The organism is Dehalobacter sp. MCB1 (assembly GCF_003590275.1).
Lineage (GTDB): Bacteria > Bacillota > Desulfitobacteriia > Desulfitobacteriales > Syntrophobotulaceae > Dehalobacter.
In genome coordinates this window covers 21,839-37,765 of sequence record NZ_LXPC01000010.1, presented here as the reverse complement: position 1 = coordinate 37,765, position 15,927 = coordinate 21,839, and the positions used below count along the sequence as shown (strand labels likewise).

Below are 15,927 nucleotides of genomic sequence, written 5' to 3'. Positions count from 1 at the left end.
TTTATTTTATATAGCTGTTATCCTTCAGTAAGACGTCATGTGAACCGCCTTCCACGATGCTTGTTGCGGATACGAGCGTGAGTTTGGCGTTTTTGTGCAGTTCTGGAATCGTCAGAACCCCACAGTTGCTCATGGTTGAACGGACTTTGTTCAGGCTCAGGGTTACGTTGTCTTTTAAACTGCCGGCGTATGGCACATAGGAGTCAACGCCTTCTTCAAAAGAAAGCTTGCCGTCACCACCGAGATCGTAGCGCTGCCAGTTCCTGGCACGGTTAGAGCCTTCTCCCCAGTATTCCTTCATGTAGCTGCCATTGATATTGACTTTGTTCGTCGGACTCTCATCAAAACGTGAGAAATACCGGCCAAGCATGATAAAATCGGCACCCATCGCCAGAGCCAGCGTAATATGATAATCATGGACGATACCGCCATCCGAGCAGACGGGGATGTAGATTCCGGTTTCCTTAAAATATTCATCGCGCGCATTGGCAACTTCAATCAACGCGGTAGCCTGTCCGCGGCCTATCCCTTTTTGTTCGCGGGTAATACAGATCGACCCGCCGCCAATACCGACTTTGACAAAGTCAGCCCCAGCTTCGGCCAGGAATAAAAATCCATCGCGGTCCACGACGTTCCCGGCACCCACCTTTACGGATTCACCGTATTTTTTGCGAATAAAGTCAATCGTCCTTTTCTGCCATTCCGAAAAGCCTTCGGAAGAATCAATGCAAAGAACATCCGCTCCGGCATTGACCAGCGCAGGCACCCGTTCTTCATAGTCCCTGGTATTAATCCCAGCTCCGACAATATACCGTTTGGAGGTATCCAGAAGCTCCCTCTCGTATTCTTTATGGGAATCGTAGTCTTTGCGGAAGACCAGATACTTAAGGTTTTGGTCTTTATCAATCAAAGGTAAAGCATTCAGCTTATGGTCCCAAATAATATCATTGGCTTCACTCAGGGTGACTTGATCGTTTCCGCAGATCAGATCCTCAAACTTCGTCATGAATTCTTTGACTTTCGTATCTTTGGACATTCTGCTGACGCGGTAATCTCTGGTCGTAACAAGACCCAGCAGCTTACCCGAAGCTGTACCGTCTGAGGTCACAGCCACTGTGGAATGATCCGTTTTGGCTTTCAGGGCCAAAATGTTCGCCAGCGTGCTGTCCGGGGTGATATTGGAATCGCTGGTCACAAAACCTGCCTTATAGTTTTTGACACGCGCAATCATCTGAGCCTGTGTATCAATCGGTTGAGAGCAATAAATAAACGAAATACCGCCTTCTCTGGCCAGAGCGATTGCCATTTTATCGTCCGAAACAGACTGCATGATTGCCGATACCAGAGGAATATTCATGTTAATGGAAGATTCCTCACCTTTTTTGTATTTTACAACGGGAGTCTTCAGACTTACATTTGACGGGGTACAGTCTGCTGAAGAATACCCGGGTACTAATAAATATTCTCCAAAAGTATGAGAAGGTTCATCAAAATAAGTAGCCATATCAATCTCTCCTTTATCATTAATATTAATCGTTCAAAGCATTTTTATTGCATAAAGCTTGTACTTCTTCATTTATATCAGGCGCTAGCCAAGTCTTCTTGAAAATCAACTACGAAAATTTAACCAGAAATATTCTTATTCGCTAAATATTATCACATTCCTTTCAAAAATCAAGATGTTGACAGAAATTCAGACAATTTAAATTTTATTTCATAGCAAAAAAGAGAGTTTAACAGGATTTCCCTGCCAACAAAGATAGTGTATAGTATTCTTAGTATTGAATGATCAGAGAGGAAGATGCTTGTGTACAATAATATTCTCGAGACCATTGGACATACTCCGTTGGTCCGGATCAACAGATTAAATCCGAAGCCGCACGTTGCGCTGTACGCAAAGCTGGAGGGTTTTAATCCGACTGGAAGCATCAAAGACCGCATTGCCTTAAAAATGATTGAGCAAGCCGAAGCGTGTGGCTCGCTTGTCCCTGGCAAGACCATTATTGAACCGACTTCCGGTAACACAGGGATTGGCCTCGCCATGATCGGTGCTGTTAAAGGATATAAGGTTGAAATCGTGATGAGTGAAGCCGTATCCGTGGAGCGCCGCAAAATGATCGAAGCTTTTGGTGCCAGGACAATCCTGACCGACTCTTCCCAGGGAACTGACGGAGCAATCCGCAGAGCGCATGAGCTCTGCAGGATGTATCCAGAGAAATATTTCATGCCGAACCAATTCTCAAACGAATACAATAAGCTCGCCCATTATTATACGACTGCGCATGAAATATGGGAGGAGACCCACGGAAAAGTCACTCACTACGTTTCCGCGCTTGGTACCTCAGGGACGCTCATGGGCGTTGGCATGGGTCTAAAGGACAAGAATCCTGCGGTTCAAATTATTGAAGCCCACCCTGAGAAGGGCCATTATATTCAGGGTCTTAAAAACATGGAAGAGGCCATTGTGCCGGAAATCTATGATCCTAGCAAGATAGACCGGACAGTCATGATTGAATCTGAGGCCGCTTTTGTCATGGCCAGAGCCATCGTCCTCCAGGAAGGCATCTTTGTCGGCATGAGCAGCGGAGCCGCAATGATTGCAGCTTTGGAATGCATCAAAGATATCGAAGAAGGATTGATCGTGGTCCTGTTTGCTGATCGCGGGGAAAAATATCTGAGTACGAATCTATTTAATTTAGCTGAATAAGCAGCAGATAATAGCAGACGAAAGATCCAAACAGTAATTGGTTTGGATCTTTCGTCTGCCTTCGCTTAACTTAGATCATACTTATTAAGAATTATATTTTATATTGTCTGGTTCTTGAACTGTGTATCATACAGCTTTTTATAGATCCCGTCCCGTAACAATAAGTCCGCATGTTTTCCTACTTCCGCGATCCGTCCTTTTTCTACGACAAGGATCTGGTCGGCTGCCAGTACCGTGGAAAGCCTGTGGGCAATAATAAAACTTGTCTTCCCTTGCAGCAGAGGAACCATTGCTTTTTGAATGTACAGCTCGGACACTGAATCCAGGGAAGAAGTTGCTTCATCAAAGATAATGATCCGGGGATCCTTCAGGATGACGCGGGCAATCGAGATCCGCTGCTTCTCCCCTCCTGACAGCTTGATTCCCCTGTTTCCGACCACCGTCTGGTATTTGTCCGGCAGCGTCATGATAAAATCATGGATATAGGCTGCCCTGCAGGCTTCTATCATTTCAGCTACCGTGGCATCTTCCCGGGCGTATTTTAGGTTTTCTTCAATTGTGTCATTAAATAAATAAGGCTCCTGCATTACAATGCCAATTTGCCTGCGCAGGGACTGAAGTGTCAGATCCCTGATATCTTCTCCATCAATTTTAACACAGCCGTCCATAACATCGTACAGTCTTGGGATTAGATTCGTGATGGTTGTCTTCCCTGCCCCACTCGGACCGACCAGCGCGACCATGGTTCCGGGGGCAACGGAGAAGCTGATATTCTGGAGAACAGGTATTTTATGATCATATGAAAAGGAAACGTGTTCAAAATCAACTTGACCGACAACTGAGACAATGGTTTTCGCTTTGTCACGATCCACAATCTCAAACGGCTGGTCAAAATAGTCGAAGATCCGCTGAAATAAAGCGAACGAACGGACAACATTGATATGGATATTTGACAGCTGGGCTGCAGGGGTATAAAGCCTGGCCAGCAGTGCTACAAAAGCCACAATTTCCCCGACAGTGATTTCCCCATGCATATAGAGGTAACCGCCAAAAAAATAGATGAGCATCGGCCCAATGAAGGTAAAGATGCTGATAGTCATCGTAAACCATTGCCCGGCTAAAGACTCTTTTGTCCGCAGGCGGGATTCTTCCCGATTGACTTTCTCGAATTTCGTATAATCCGCTTTTTCTTTCGTAAAAATTTTCATCAAGATCGAACCGCTGATGCTGAATGTCTCCTGTAAAATCTGGTTCAGTTCATCGACCTTGGCCTGGGTCTGGGATACAATCTTCCATCTGACTTTGCCGACTTTGCGTGTTGGTATGACAAAAAGCGGAACGATTACCATGCCGACAATCGCCAGTTTCCAGTTCATCGAGATCAGCGCCGCAGCTGTGGTGACAAGCGTCAGGGTGCTACTGAGCGTATTGATGATCGTGCTGTTCAGCATTTCCTGGACGCCATTGATATCGCTGTTCATCCGCGTGATGATTTCACCCGGTTTGACCGAGGAGAAAAAACGCAGGGACATATGCTGAATATGGTCAAACATCTGGTTTTTCATCTTATAGATGATATTCCGGGCAATCAAGGTTTTGAGATAATTTTGTCCGACCATCAACAAACCGCTTAAGATAGCTGCCCCGATGGCAACCAGCATCAGAATCGCCAGGTACTTCATATCGTGCTGAGGCAGAGCCTCATCTAATATACTCCTGGTCGCTAAGGGAGGTACGAGTCCAAGCAGCGCTGAAACGACCAGGGACAGGATGATCACGGCGGTTTGTTTCCAGTACGGAATAAAATACCGGAAGATTCTGGCCAGCATTTTGCCCGTAATTTTTGGCAGCTCCACTGAATCATCGATGAAACGCACTCTGCCAAGACCCATCGTACCACCACCCTTCCGATTAATTCTCTATGGGTAGATTAGCACGACTTGGCAGGATTGAAAAGCCTTTAACGAATCTCCTAATACCAGTATTGAGTATACCCGTCCCAATTATCAAATAAGATATAGAATGAGTCTCCGTAGTACATTCCACCGTTAAACACATTCGGGCCATATCTTGTTTGAAGGTCATTCAGCATAGCCTCCAGCCACACAAGATAAGCTTCGGAATGATTATCCAGCACGTCCGATTCAGCAGCATCTGTCTCAGGGGTCACCGTAAATACAATAAATGCACTTCCATCATGGGAAGTATCGGTATTACCCTGATAGGCAGTCACGGTAACGGAATATTTGATTGTTTGGCCTGCAATCACATTTGTGCCATAGGCATTCTGAATATAAGAAGCCATATTGGCAAAGACACTGTAAATGGCCGGTAAAATTTCCGGCAGTGTTTTATTAATATTCTCCAAGAGCATAGGTTTTAACAGGTTAATCGGAACTGCGAAGTTCAGGTTCTGGCCGCCATAATATACGGCGGCTGTGATACCGATGACTTTTCCCTGCTCATCCACCAGCGCACCGCCGCTTGACCCGGAACTGATCGGGGCAGAAATCTGAATATATGTCGTTCCATTAATATCTCTGAATTTTGTGCTGATTAAACCGTTAGACAAAGTATTTTCCAATCCGAACGGGTTACCGATTGCATAGATATTATCTCCTGTTTCAATCAGGCTAGAATCACCGAGGGAGACAGCAGTCAATCCTGTCGCACTAATTTTAAGTATGGCCAAATCGGTTGTTTCGTTATAACTTAAGACCTTTTGGACATCATAGGATGTCCCTGCCGCGGTCTTTACTTTAGCACTGTACGAGCCTTCAATTACATGGTAGTTCGTCGCAACCTTGCCGCTGGAATCAACAATAAAACCGCTGCCGCTCCCCAGAGCATTCCCGCTGCTGTCATAAGTCTCAATGTAAACGATAGAAGGGCTGACCTTGGCAAAAATCTCTTTGGCGGTTAAGGTCCCTCCCGTTTCAATCCCAAGGTAACTGTTGACTAGGGATGATGAAATTGCAGCTTCCCCGCCAAGTATATTCAGCTGTGTAATACTGGAGCTAATGGCTGCTAAGTAATTATTAATGCGGCTGTCTGATGTTTTTCCGGTCAAGATAATCGGTGAGCTCAATTTCGCGGCATAGGATGAGCCTGCCAGAGCATCGGCAAAATTATTACCGGTTGCTAAAAATGTATTGTCAAAGGCATATTCGGGCTCAAAAGCTTTCAAAACCGCTAGATTTGTAGCATAGCGGTCACTTCCTTGAATGCGTGTCGGGCTTGGGAGGGCGTTGAAGACTGAATCATTGATCTCAGCAGTATTGCCGATCACATAAGTTTGCTGAATACTGTTGTTTGCAATATATTGTTCCAGGCTTTCGCTGACCGTACTCTTATCCACCAGGATCATTGGAATTTGTTTTTTGCCGGCGTAGGATGAAATCGAAAGCGCATTCGGATAATCACCCCCAGGAGCGACGACAAGCATTCCGGATGTATTACCGATACGTTTAGCTATCTCAACCGAGGTATAATATCTGTCGCTTCCGGACAGTCGGGTAACTGAGATTCCCATCGACTTCAGCTGGGTTTCAACAGCCGTAGAAACGACAGCTGGTCCACCGACAATATAGACATTCTTTGTGCCTAGCGCAGTCAGCGTGGACCTCGTAACTGCTGTTAAACTGTCTTTTTCCGTCAGTAAGATTGGAGCATTATACTTTGCTGCCAGAGGGGTTGACGCCAAAGCATCAGGAAAGTTACTTCCACAGGCGATAATCGCCCATTGTGAGCCTCCGGACCAACCTTCTTTGGCAATATTAGCGGCAGTGGTATACCGTGTATCCCCAGAAATACGGTGGGTAGGGATCGTCGATGCTAAAGCCTCGGGGACAAATGCACCCAGACATAAGATTAAAGTTAACATTACTGAAAGGCATTGTTTTGCGTATCTTTTCACTTTGTATCTCCTTTCAACCCACAGCAGATTAGGTTCTTACAAAATCCTTTATATGAAAATGATTTAACTATTATACTATATCATACCATTATTTACAAAAAATAACGATCCCATAGTTTCTTTTATTGAAGCAGCAAATATGCAAAGACATTTTTTAGAGCATGCCTGTGCAGCGGCTATAAGGTTATCAGTTTAAACCGGAAGCCCAATGGATGGGATGAATCAAGATATAAAACGGGCCGGCGTTACTTTCTTCGAGTTTTGGGTAAGGAAATGGTTCCCAGATACCGCCTGAATCGCTCATATACGTGAAGTGTTGGATTATGGGGCCATAGGCAGTGCCGATAATACTATAATCGTGCGGATCCTCTCCGGCCATAATTGCCTGATAATTCGTAACGCCAAGCCTGATATTCTCTTCTGCCCCGTGGGAAGCAATGGTATATACATTTCCAAATTGCTGTCGGAAATGAGCAATCTCTGACTTTAATCGTCTTCGCAATTCTTGTTTGACAGCCGGCGTTATATCCTGTGCAGATTTGAGATGATTTAGCCGAGAATAATCTGCCAAAGTCTCGTAATGCAGTCCAACTTCATGTCCCAGCGCCCTTACTTCTTTGAGAACTTCAGGATCGGCGGTGCACCAACGAAAATAATAGGTGCTTTTAACTCCTCTGCGGTGTTCGATTTTTGCCATAGCTAAGGCCTTCTCAGCGGATACATCCACATCATGCCTTAAAACGATAGTTTTCTTGGTAATTGGAGCATGGTTATAGTAATCCATAACCCTTATAGGTTTGTAGCCAAGCAAGATAATTTCATCCAGGAATCCTTCATAGTCTTTTTGGTCCACCGGTAGTATAATCTGTTTATTCGAAGCAGTTTCCGGTTTAAGTGTTAAATAGCGTATTGAGCTCACATGTCCGGAATTTTTCGCCATAACCACGTACTTTCCTGCTAAAAGCCTTTTTTTAAGCGGTGTTTTGCCGATATACACGTTGTTGACATAGATTGGAATTCCTTTCACCGAATCGGTCTTGATTTCAAGGTAATAGCTATCCAAGCCTGTTTGGATTGTAATTTCTTGGGCTTTTTCATCCAAGGTTACAATAGCCCCTATCTTTTCTAAATAATCACGGAAAGAGAAAATAGTGTCCTGACTGAATAAGTGATTCGGAGTATGAAATTTAATGATATTAACTGAGATTAATAATTTTCCAGCCATTAGAACAACTGCCAGCAAAAGTATGCCAACGGCGGCTACCTGGGACTGTCGTGTAACGTTTAATTTCATATTCTTTAACTTTCCTCTGTCGTTCTTAAAAATACGTACCTGTACATCTCTCTGAAAAACATACCGAACTTAGACAAAAATAAAGTTATTTGTGAATTATGTTACGATATGTATAATACGTATTATTTTTCATTATGTAAATATAAATTTTCTTGGCTTCTAAAATAGGGTTGAATGTATGATGTTGTAGAAAATTAACGAGCAGAACTTTATAATAAATACAGCCAATTATTTGATTTGAGGTAGTTATGAACAGAAAATCTTATGTTACCCGTATGCCTGATAAGACAGGAGCTTTCCTGCTCGCTTCCAAGATCATTGCCAAATACTGCGGCAATATTGTCCGCGTGAGCTACAATAAGGCTGTTGACCTGCATATGCTGTTTCTGGATGTCGAGGCCACTGCCGAAAACCATCAGAAAATCGCCAAAGAACTCGAAACGGTCGGTTATCTTAAAAATGAACTCTCTGAAACACGCGTCATCGAGGTCAATATCAAAATTCCGGACCGGCCTGGTGCCGTACTGCCTGTCCTTAAAATTCTGGACCTCTATAATATTAATATCTCGTATTTGAATTCGAGTGCCAACGGTACACCCTATCAGGATTTCAAAATGGGCCTGCTGATCGAAAATCCGGATATGATTAAAATGTTGCTCGATGATATCAGCGTAGTTTATCAGATTGATATCATCGAATATGACGATTTTGAAAAGAATTTGGACAATACGATTTTCTATATCCGGCTGGCGAATGAAATGCAGCATATCCTTTCTTTAAGTACAGAACAAACCATTGAATTCATCTCCGAATCGAACCGGATCCTCCAGATGCTGCAGGAGACCGGTGAGAGCCCCAAAAAAGTCTTTGGCTATATCCGTCGTTTTGCATATTTTATCAGCAAATACCGCGGCAGCCATTTCAGCGCCGACATCGATCAGGTCCGGATCAGCGAACAGGTCACACTGTACAGCATCCAGCCGCCCTGCGGCAGCAACACCTATGTGCTTGCTTTAGCTGAAGAACTCGTTTTAATTGATACCGGCTATGCAATCTATGCCGAAGAAATGTTCAAGATATTCAAGGAGCTTTTTCCGGCCTGGGATACCCTGAAAAAACGCGTTTTTATCACCCACGCCGACGTCGACCACTGCGGCCTGCTCTCTAAACTCGGCATACGTATCGGCTTAAACCAAAAGAGCGCCGACAGTCTAAGGTGTCAAGCCGCTGGAATCCCCGATTACCGTGAAAACAGCGATCTTGGCTGGGGCTACAGCAAACTCAGCCGGATCATCTCCGGCTATACCCCGCCAAATCCCGAGCAGTTCGAAGTACTTGACGCCGGCTTTCCGACCACGGCACTCGAAGAACATCAGGAACTGATCGCGATCGCAGAATTCACCGTTGCTGATCTGAAATTCCAGGTTTTCGAAGGCAGCGGCGGCCATCTTTACGGCGAGATGATCTTTGTCTGCGAAGAATACGGCCTGGTGTTCACCGGTGATAACCTCGTGAATATCAGCGGCTTCTCCGAGGAAAGAGCCGCGTTCAACTCCCTGGCACCTTACCTGATGCGGAGTGTAAACATCGACTCGCAAAAAGCAACCGAGATGCGCAAGCAGATCATGAGGCTGCTGGGAGAATTAGAAGACAAAAATAAAAAGCCCTGCCTCGTCTGCGGCGGGCATGGACCCATATCGGTACTGGAAAACGGAGAGCTTAAGGCTCTGCAAAAGGCCAGGTTAAAACAGCCTCTAACTTGGTATTCACGCCAAATTTCAGAAGGATGATATTAATCCGTTCACTGAGGATACGAACCGACACGCCTAAAATAGAAGCAATTTCCTTGTTGGACAACCTCTTGGCCAATAATCTCATGATTTCTTTTTCTTCAGGCGTTAGTATTTTTTCCAGAATTTCCACAGGTTTAACTGGGAAGTGCATATCATCGATGTCTATTTGTTTTTTTGGAAAAGCTAAAGGACTTTGATAAAAGTAAGAACCGCCGTCCATGATCCTTAGAATGGCTTGAACCATTTCCCGGATATACATATCCTTTAAGATTACCCCCTGGGCCCCTTTATTCCTTGCTGCAATGACATACCCTTCCTGATTACATTCAGTCATCAAAATGATTTTTACTATGGGCGCAATTCGTTGGATTTGTTCAATCAAAGAGATTCCGTTGCCATCATTCAGATGAATATCCAGCAATACGATATCAGGCGGAGATTGACGGACAAAATCAAGGCATTCTCCCTCGTTTCTCACAATTCCCACGATTTCGATTTGCGGCTCCATGGAAAAAAGAACTTTGGTATTTTCCGTAAACGGCCCGTGACTGTCGACGATTAAAACTTTAACGTTCATTTGCCCACCTAACTTCAATTCATCTTAATATATCGGTATTGTTGCTTGAAGTGTTGTGCCACGCTCCATACCGGAACTGATCAGTATTTGTCCACCCAGTCTCTCAATACGTTCTTTCATGATTGCTAAACCGGAATGCGCCCCGTCTAAGAACCCTTTGCCAAGTTGATCGGGATCAAATCCCTGGCCATTATCCCTTACCGTTAATTCCAATTTGTCTCCACTTAGTTTAACACGGACCGTCTGTTTCTTTGAACCGGAATAACGCAGGGAGTTGATTATTCCTTTTTGTATGAAGCGGTAAGCGGCTATTTCGATATCCTCTGGAAAACGATCGTCTAATCCAATTCCTTCTGTTTCCAGCAGAATGAAGCTTGGCTCCTTTAGCATAATATCCTGAAACAGCAATTGTATAGCAGGAATTAAACCCAAATCCGCTAAAATTGGCGGAAGTAAATTGTGAACCGTTTGATTTAGATCATAGTTCAAATCATTAATCAGATCCCTCATCCGCGAAATTGCCTGTTGGAACATATCATCATCTATATTTTCTTTTTCCAGTATTTTCAACCAACGGCTGATATCCAGAACGCTCTGTACCGGGCCATCCAATATTTCTTTGGCCAGACTTCCTTTGCCTCGTTCAATCATTCGGATTAAGGAATTGGTAATACGCTGAAGTTCCCGGTTTCTTCTATGAGAGTTCGAGAATGTTTTGTTCAGGTAATTAATTTCTTTAGTCAGATCAACAACAACGAGCTGCATCAGCACCTGATAAGCTAACTGACCGGCAAGTAACGTCAGAAAGGGTAATTCGGACTTATCAAATTTAACATGAGAATAGCGATGGCCAAAGAAGATTCCACAGCGAGAATTGTGAGAAACAAATGGTACAAAAACTTCGGCTGGAAACTCCTCTGGAATGAACTCTGCTTCAAGGTCCAGCTTTTGATTTTGACGAAAATACCCTTCTAACTTTGACTGTTCTTTACAATTATTTTTAAACCGGCCAACTGACTTTTCAAAACAGCCAGTCTGTTCGTTTTCTACAATAACAAAAGCCCCGTCAATCCCTAAATTCTGAATCAGATCTTCAAAGAGCTGATCTTTGGCTAACAGTAATGTGGTATTTTCTTCTAGTTGAATGATTCTTTGTTTAACACCGGATTTGCTTTGACTTATATTATTATTAAATATTTTACTTATTGTTGTTCGTATTAAATAAAAACAAATGATAAATAATATTGATAAAATAAATACAGCTAAATAAAGTTCGAAGTTCATGGATTGAATAAATTTAATTTTGTATAGGATAAAATACGTGAGGATACTAATGATTATCCCGGCTAAAGAATTTGTAATAATGATTTCATACAACCTTCGACTATCCGGTAAATATTTATTTGCAATAACGTAATAGAGTGAAATAGGAATAGCGGCGACAAATAGAAAACTTAATTCGGTATATACCCTTATATTTAAAGTGAAAAATAACGGAATAGCAACAAATAATATGTTAGGCAAAAACCCAATAATCATTCCTAACAAAGTAATACCAGCTTCATTCTTTTCTGGCCGTTCTTTTGGTAACTTTATTACCTGACTTAAGTTCCATATCGAAATAATAATGCCAATAAGCATATTCAATAATGACAGATTTCTTATTAGCCTTGCTAATTGGACAATGCCTGAAAATTGCATAATTGTCAAAATAATTATGAACGTAAGAATAATTAGTATTGATAATTGGCCATATTTATTGATTTTTCTTGGCTGATCAACAGGAAAGATTGAAAAAAAACGAATAAGATAAACAGGCGCTAATGAAAACGTAACAAACTCCAATTCTTTGGCCAAAAGTAAACAACGGCCTGAAGCCCGAGTTAAAATAATTGCTAAGGCAAATAACCAAAGCATCCAAAATAAAGTACGAGCTTGTTTTAAAAAAGGTCGCTTGTACCAAGTTAAAAAACCCAGTAGCCAAAACGTAAACCCTAATATGATTAACGGAATTTCACTCAATGCTGTAAACAAATCAATTTGTTTATGTATAGTAATTGCTTTGGAAGTCATTTGCCCCGGACTGACGAATTCGATTGTTGTAGCATCTTCCAGTATGTCCCATTTTTGAACAATAGGGTTTTTACTAGGATCTTTACCGTCAATTTTGAGGATTTCATCCCCCAACTCTATCCCGGATTGATACGCTTCGCCAATAGAATCGCATGTTACCACCAGCCAGTGGCCGTTTACGTTTTTTAGATCAAGACCTATATATGGCCGTTCCAGACAAGCAACAAAGTAAACAAGTCCTAGCACAATGAAAATCACACTTGCTAAATAATAAATATGCCGATTAATAAATTTCTCCCACAAGTTTTTTCATCTTCTCCTTTTGTTTTTCTGGAACGGGAAGCCTTTCAAGGATTTCACCAGCAACATGGCGATAAATTTCAAACATGACGGCACAATATTGACTAACCCCTTCTTCGGCAGAAGTTCTTTTCAACAATTCTTTTTCATTATCCAATAATTGTTGCGACCGGTAGCCTTTTTCCTTTTTAAGCAGATGGAACTGGCCCACTTCTTTTGCTGTGTGTAAAAGGTAAACATAGGGTAGGGTTTTTATATTATTTGTAAAATCATGCTTTTTCTGAAAATCCAGAAAGTCATTTAAATCGTTGCGGATTTGGTTCATGATCCCAAAGTTTTGGCCAAACTCTGCTAACAACTCTTTAATAGAATCTGAAGCCCCTCCCAGGATCGCTCCTATTTTACACGCACAGGAAGTCAAACTTCCTGACTTTCGTTTGACTATTTCAAAGCATTGCTCAAGAGAAATATGATCACAGTCAGCATAAAGGAACTCCCTGAATTGACCATCACTGGCAATTACCCCAGCGTGGTGTATAGTCTTACTGATTTCTCTATAAATCCTATCATCCTGAATTTCGCTAATTGCCTCATCGCTTAACATTAAAAGACAATTTGCCAGGCTTATAGCTTTCGCCTCCGAAATTTTTCGCCAGGGCAGATCATCATGATCCTGATCTTGAATATCGTCAAAAATATCCGCTGCCAAGGCAAAAAATTCCATCGCAATTGCTCCCGGCAGCGCAGTTTCTGGCTTTCCCCCTGTACACTCGCAACTCATAGTGGTTAAATAGGCCCATTTAAATAATTCACCCGTACTACTGTCTGCATTCAATGAATTTTGAATCATTTGACACATTTCAGCACTAAGTTTCGTTGCTTCCATAATCCTATTAATTTCTGCAAAGATGTTTTGATCAAGCTGAAAATTCATTTATTCTATGCCCACTGAATAAGCGGACTGACTTCAATGGCAATGGCGCCCCCGGATACCTTACCCCTTGAAAAAACATTTTGAATAACAGGAAGTTCAGTGGGTTTTACGATATTTTTACTCTGCTGGTCAGCCTGGGTTAGCAATTTGGGATTTTTGACGCACTCGTGAACAAAATTGGCAATACCTTCATAGTTCATCCTGAAAACCCCTTTCATAATAAAAAAATTTACCATTTGTCTTACTGAAAGTAGTCTTTGTCAAAGTTTCCATTCATTCTGATGAATTCCCTTCAGCTTGATCATTTATAAGGAAAATTCTTCAAATAGCGCCATATTCCTTCAGTGAATAATAGAATGTTTTGTCGAATTTTATATTTTATCCCATGACAGTATAAATAAAGGCCCTGCCCCGACTGCAGCGGGCATGGGCTTGCTCAAACTTATCATAGGAATTGCAAAAAAAGAATTGTAAAAATGTTTATGTTGGGAATACTAGTCTTGAATATTATGATATAAAGGTAGTACGAAAGATGAAATACGATAAACCCACTTTAGCTATGTTTATGGGAGCTTTATCCACGATTCCCTATGAAATCGTGACAAGAATTCTAATGACCTTTGGATTTGCCAAGTATAGTGTATATCAGCTCACTAGCTTTATGATAACACTGGACAGGCCTAATGATATCCTCGGAGCGATATATTCCATCATATTAGGTTGTGTATTATCTCTTGTTTTTTACTACGCACTTAAATTCTTAGATCATGACTATTTTATAGTCAAAAGTATCGGCATTAGTTTATTAAACTGGTTAACATTAGAAGTCATTTTCATGTGGCTTATTGAAGGGCGTAACTTTATTCCGCATAGACCTATTAATGATTATTATTCAGAAATGATCGGTTCAATTGTGTTTGGGATTACGCTAGGACTACTGTTTCGCTATTATTTATTTAAAGGTTATAAGAAAAACGCATCATAGGAACCGTTTTGCAATACATTTGTACAGCTTTACGAAATAAAGCTCAACTTATTTGTCTTGTAAAAAATCTTCAACACATATCATTACCTGTTCGGCCATCGGACTTAGAAGGATCAAATGACCACCTTTTTGGAAATATCTAATCTTTTTCCTATCCGAAGACACATGTTTATTGATATAATCCACACTCTTTCTTCTTACAGTATCATCATCTTCAGCCTGAATAATTAAGATTGGACAATTTATTTTCTTTAATTTTGGCTTCGTTTGGTGCAATAATAATAAGAATTGGATCATAGACAAAAACGGTGAGATCTTTTTTGCTTGTAAATACCTCTTGATGTGGTTAGGCTTCTTGTTCTTGACGTCATCCGCAATATTACGAAACACTTGGTATATGTTCCAATAGAAGATGGGCGTATTGATTGTCACAATGGCCTTAATATCATGTTTACAAGCAAGATTAAATGCAATCAGCCCTCCCATGGAGAACCCTATCAGCAGAATTTCATCCCCAATTTCTTTTAATCTTAAAAGTTCACGTTCAGCAGAATCTATCCAGTCCAGATAAGTTGCTTTTTTCATTTCATGTCTGGTTGTTGAATGGCCTTTTAATATAGGACAAATAACATCATAACCAAGAGCAGTCAAATATTCGGCCAAAGGCTTCACTTCGTGTACCCCGCCACCAAACCCGTGAATGATTAGACATTTCGTTTTCTCATCATCTATAGCGTTCATCTATCACTGCCTCCAGTCTTTATCTGGCTTTTGCATGTATGTTGTAGAAAATCTCGCGTATCCCGAAGTATTGTTACTACGTACTGCTTACAGTACAAACTATGATGAAGATATTAATAAATGGTTTTTATTTAATCCTTTGGTTGAGAGACTCCAATACCCTTAGCCTAGCAGAAAGATACCCGCTGGTACAGAGCTCGCGGGTATCTTTTGAATATTTCGGGATTATTCTACTCTTACGGCGGTCCCGGAAGCACTGACCATCAACATACTGCCGTTGGCTCCGATAACTTCATAATCCAGATCGATACCGACTACGGCGTTGGCGCCCATCTGGAACGCCCGGTCTTCCATTTCTCTCAACGCAATATTGCGGGCCTCCTGCAGCTTGCCTTCATACGTTCCGGAACGTCCACCGATTACGTCGGTGATACTCGCAAAAATATCGCGGACAATATTGGCCCCCATAATGGCTTCTCCGGTAATCACCCCGTAGTATTCGGTGATCCTGCGTCCTTCTACGGACGGTGTCGTTGTTAAAATCATGTTGTTTTCCTCCAATAACTCTATTTCATAAGGTTAACGTTACTATAAGTATATCACTCCA

General features: G+C 42.0%; 13 protein-coding genes. 3 read left to right on the top strand and 10 right to left on the bottom strand.

Translation table 11 applies throughout. The annotated features are described in order from the left end of the window. Position 1 precedes the first annotated feature (1 nt). Positions 2-1,504, bottom strand: coding sequence for an IMP dehydrogenase (locus A7K50_RS06540; protein ID WP_119775092.1), 1,503 nt, complete (start codon positions 1,502-1,504; stop codon positions 2-4). 303 nt (positions 1,505-1,807) lie between these two features. On the opposite strand from A7K50_RS06540, the gene A7K50_RS06535 reads away from it, so the two are divergent. After that, entirely contained in the window at positions 1,808-2,707 is a 900-nt protein-coding gene (locus A7K50_RS06535) for a cysteine synthase family protein (RefSeq protein ID WP_119775091.1), read from the top strand. A 98-nt stretch (positions 2,708-2,805) separates the two neighbouring features. Here the strand turns inward: A7K50_RS06535 and A7K50_RS06530 are convergent, their stop codons facing one another. The 3 genes from A7K50_RS06530 to A7K50_RS06520 form a co-directional block, all read right to left on the bottom strand. After that, positions 2,806-4,599, bottom strand: coding sequence for an ABC transporter ATP-binding protein (locus A7K50_RS06530; protein WP_119775090.1), 1,794 nt, complete (start codon positions 4,597-4,599; stop codon positions 2,806-2,808). An 80-nt stretch (positions 4,600-4,679) separates the two neighbouring features. Continuing rightward, a complete protein-coding gene (locus tag A7K50_RS06525) occupies positions 4,680-6,590 on the bottom strand; it encodes a cell wall-binding repeat-containing protein (RefSeq protein WP_243103668.1) in 1,911 nt (636 codons plus the stop codon). Between the two features lie 220 nt (positions 6,591-6,810). Next, positions 6,811-7,917, bottom strand: coding sequence for a PEGA domain-containing protein (locus A7K50_RS06520; protein ID WP_119775088.1), 1,107 nt, complete (start codon positions 7,915-7,917; stop codon positions 6,811-6,813). A 248-nt stretch (positions 7,918-8,165) separates the two neighbouring features. Between A7K50_RS06520 and A7K50_RS06515 the strand changes: the two genes are divergently transcribed. Next, on the top strand, positions 8,166-9,707 hold the full coding sequence (locus A7K50_RS06515; RefSeq protein WP_119775087.1) for an MBL fold metallo-hydrolase: 1,542 nt from the start codon (positions 8,166-8,168) through the stop codon (positions 9,705-9,707). Here A7K50_RS06515 and A7K50_RS06510 read toward each other — a convergent pair. From A7K50_RS06510 to A7K50_RS06495, 4 genes are read right to left on the bottom strand one after another with little or no spacing between them, the layout of a single operon-like run. Beyond that, positions 9,637-10,287 (bottom strand): response regulator transcription factor, encoded by a 651-nt coding sequence (locus tag A7K50_RS06510; RefSeq protein WP_119775086.1) that lies wholly within the window; start codon positions 10,285-10,287, stop codon positions 9,637-9,639. The genes A7K50_RS06515 and A7K50_RS06510 overlap by 71 nt on opposite strands. 24 nt (positions 10,288-10,311) lie before the next feature. Further along, positions 10,312-12,663 carry an ATP-binding protein gene (locus A7K50_RS06505; RefSeq protein ID WP_119775085.1) on the bottom strand — a complete coding sequence of 784 codons (2,352 nt, stop codon included), beginning with the start codon at positions 12,661-12,663 and terminating at the stop codon, positions 10,312-10,314. After that, complete coding sequence (locus tag A7K50_RS06500; RefSeq protein ID WP_119775084.1) at positions 12,644-13,594, bottom strand: polyprenyl synthetase family protein; 951 nt, start codon at positions 13,592-13,594, stop codon at positions 12,644-12,646. The genes A7K50_RS06505 and A7K50_RS06500 overlap by 20 nt, the downstream gene beginning before the upstream one ends. A 5-nt stretch (positions 13,595-13,599) precedes the next feature. Continuing rightward, positions 13,600-13,794, bottom strand: a complete 195-nt coding sequence (locus tag A7K50_RS06495; protein WP_119775083.1) for a hypothetical protein — start codon at positions 13,792-13,794, stop codon at positions 13,600-13,602. Between the two features lie 332 nt (positions 13,795-14,126). On the opposite strand from A7K50_RS06495, the gene A7K50_RS06490 reads away from it, so the two are divergent. Continuing rightward, a complete protein-coding gene (locus tag A7K50_RS06490) occupies positions 14,127-14,579 on the top strand; it encodes a hypothetical protein (protein WP_119775082.1) in 453 nt (150 codons plus the stop codon). A 48-nt stretch (positions 14,580-14,627) separates the two neighbouring features. Here A7K50_RS06490 and A7K50_RS06485 read toward each other — a convergent pair whose 3' ends face one another. Together A7K50_RS06485 and A7K50_RS06480 are read right to left on the bottom strand one after the other, a co-directional pair. Further along, positions 14,628-15,320 (bottom strand): alpha/beta fold hydrolase, encoded by a 693-nt coding sequence (locus tag A7K50_RS06485; RefSeq protein WP_119775081.1) that lies wholly within the window; start codon positions 15,318-15,320, stop codon positions 14,628-14,630. A 225-nt stretch (positions 15,321-15,545) separates the two neighbouring features. Further along, complete coding sequence (locus A7K50_RS06480) at positions 15,546-15,866, bottom strand: heavy metal-binding domain-containing protein (protein WP_020492482.1); 321 nt, start codon at positions 15,864-15,866, stop codon at positions 15,546-15,548. Between the last annotated feature and the right edge of the window lie 61 nt (positions 15,867-15,927).

What these genes read in the sequence shown, in the direction of transcription:
- A7K50_RS06540 (WP_119775092.1), bottom strand. Translation starts at nt 1,504, where the DNA reads ATGGCTACTTATTTTGATGAACCTTCTCATACTTTTGGAGAATATTTA.
- A7K50_RS06530 (WP_119775090.1), bottom strand. Translation starts at nt 4,599, where the DNA reads ATGGGTCTTGGCAGAGTGCGTTTCATCGATGATTCAGTGGAGCTGCCA.
- A7K50_RS06525 (WP_243103668.1), bottom strand. Translation starts at nt 6,590, where the DNA reads ATGTTAACTTTAATCTTATGTCTGGGTGCATTTGTCCCCGAGGCTTTA.
- A7K50_RS06520 (WP_119775088.1), bottom strand. Translation starts at nt 7,917, where the DNA reads ATGAAATTAAACGTTACACGACAGTCCCAGGTAGCCGCCGTTGGCATA.
- A7K50_RS06515 (WP_119775087.1), top strand. Translation starts at nt 8,166, where the DNA reads ATGAACAGAAAATCTTATGTTACCCGTATGCCTGATAAGACAGGAGCT.
- A7K50_RS06510 (WP_119775086.1), bottom strand. Translation starts at nt 10,287, where the DNA reads ATGAACGTTAAAGTTTTAATCGTCGACAGTCACGGGCCGTTTACGGAA.
- A7K50_RS06500 (WP_119775084.1), bottom strand. Translation starts at nt 13,594, where the DNA reads ATGAATTTTCAGCTTGATCAAAACATCTTTGCAGAAATTAATAGGATT.
- A7K50_RS06495 (WP_119775083.1), bottom strand. Translation starts at nt 13,794, where the DNA reads ATGAACTATGAAGGTATTGCCAATTTTGTTCACGAGTGCGTCAAAAAT.
- A7K50_RS06490 (WP_119775082.1), top strand. Translation starts at nt 14,127, where the DNA reads ATGAAATACGATAAACCCACTTTAGCTATGTTTATGGGAGCTTTATCC.
- A7K50_RS06485 (WP_119775081.1), bottom strand. Translation starts at nt 15,320, where the DNA reads ATGAACGCTATAGATGATGAGAAAACGAAATGTCTAATCATTCACGGG.
- A7K50_RS06480 (WP_020492482.1), bottom strand. Translation starts at nt 15,866, where the DNA reads ATGATTTTAACAACGACACCGTCCGTAGAAGGACGCAGGATCACCGAA.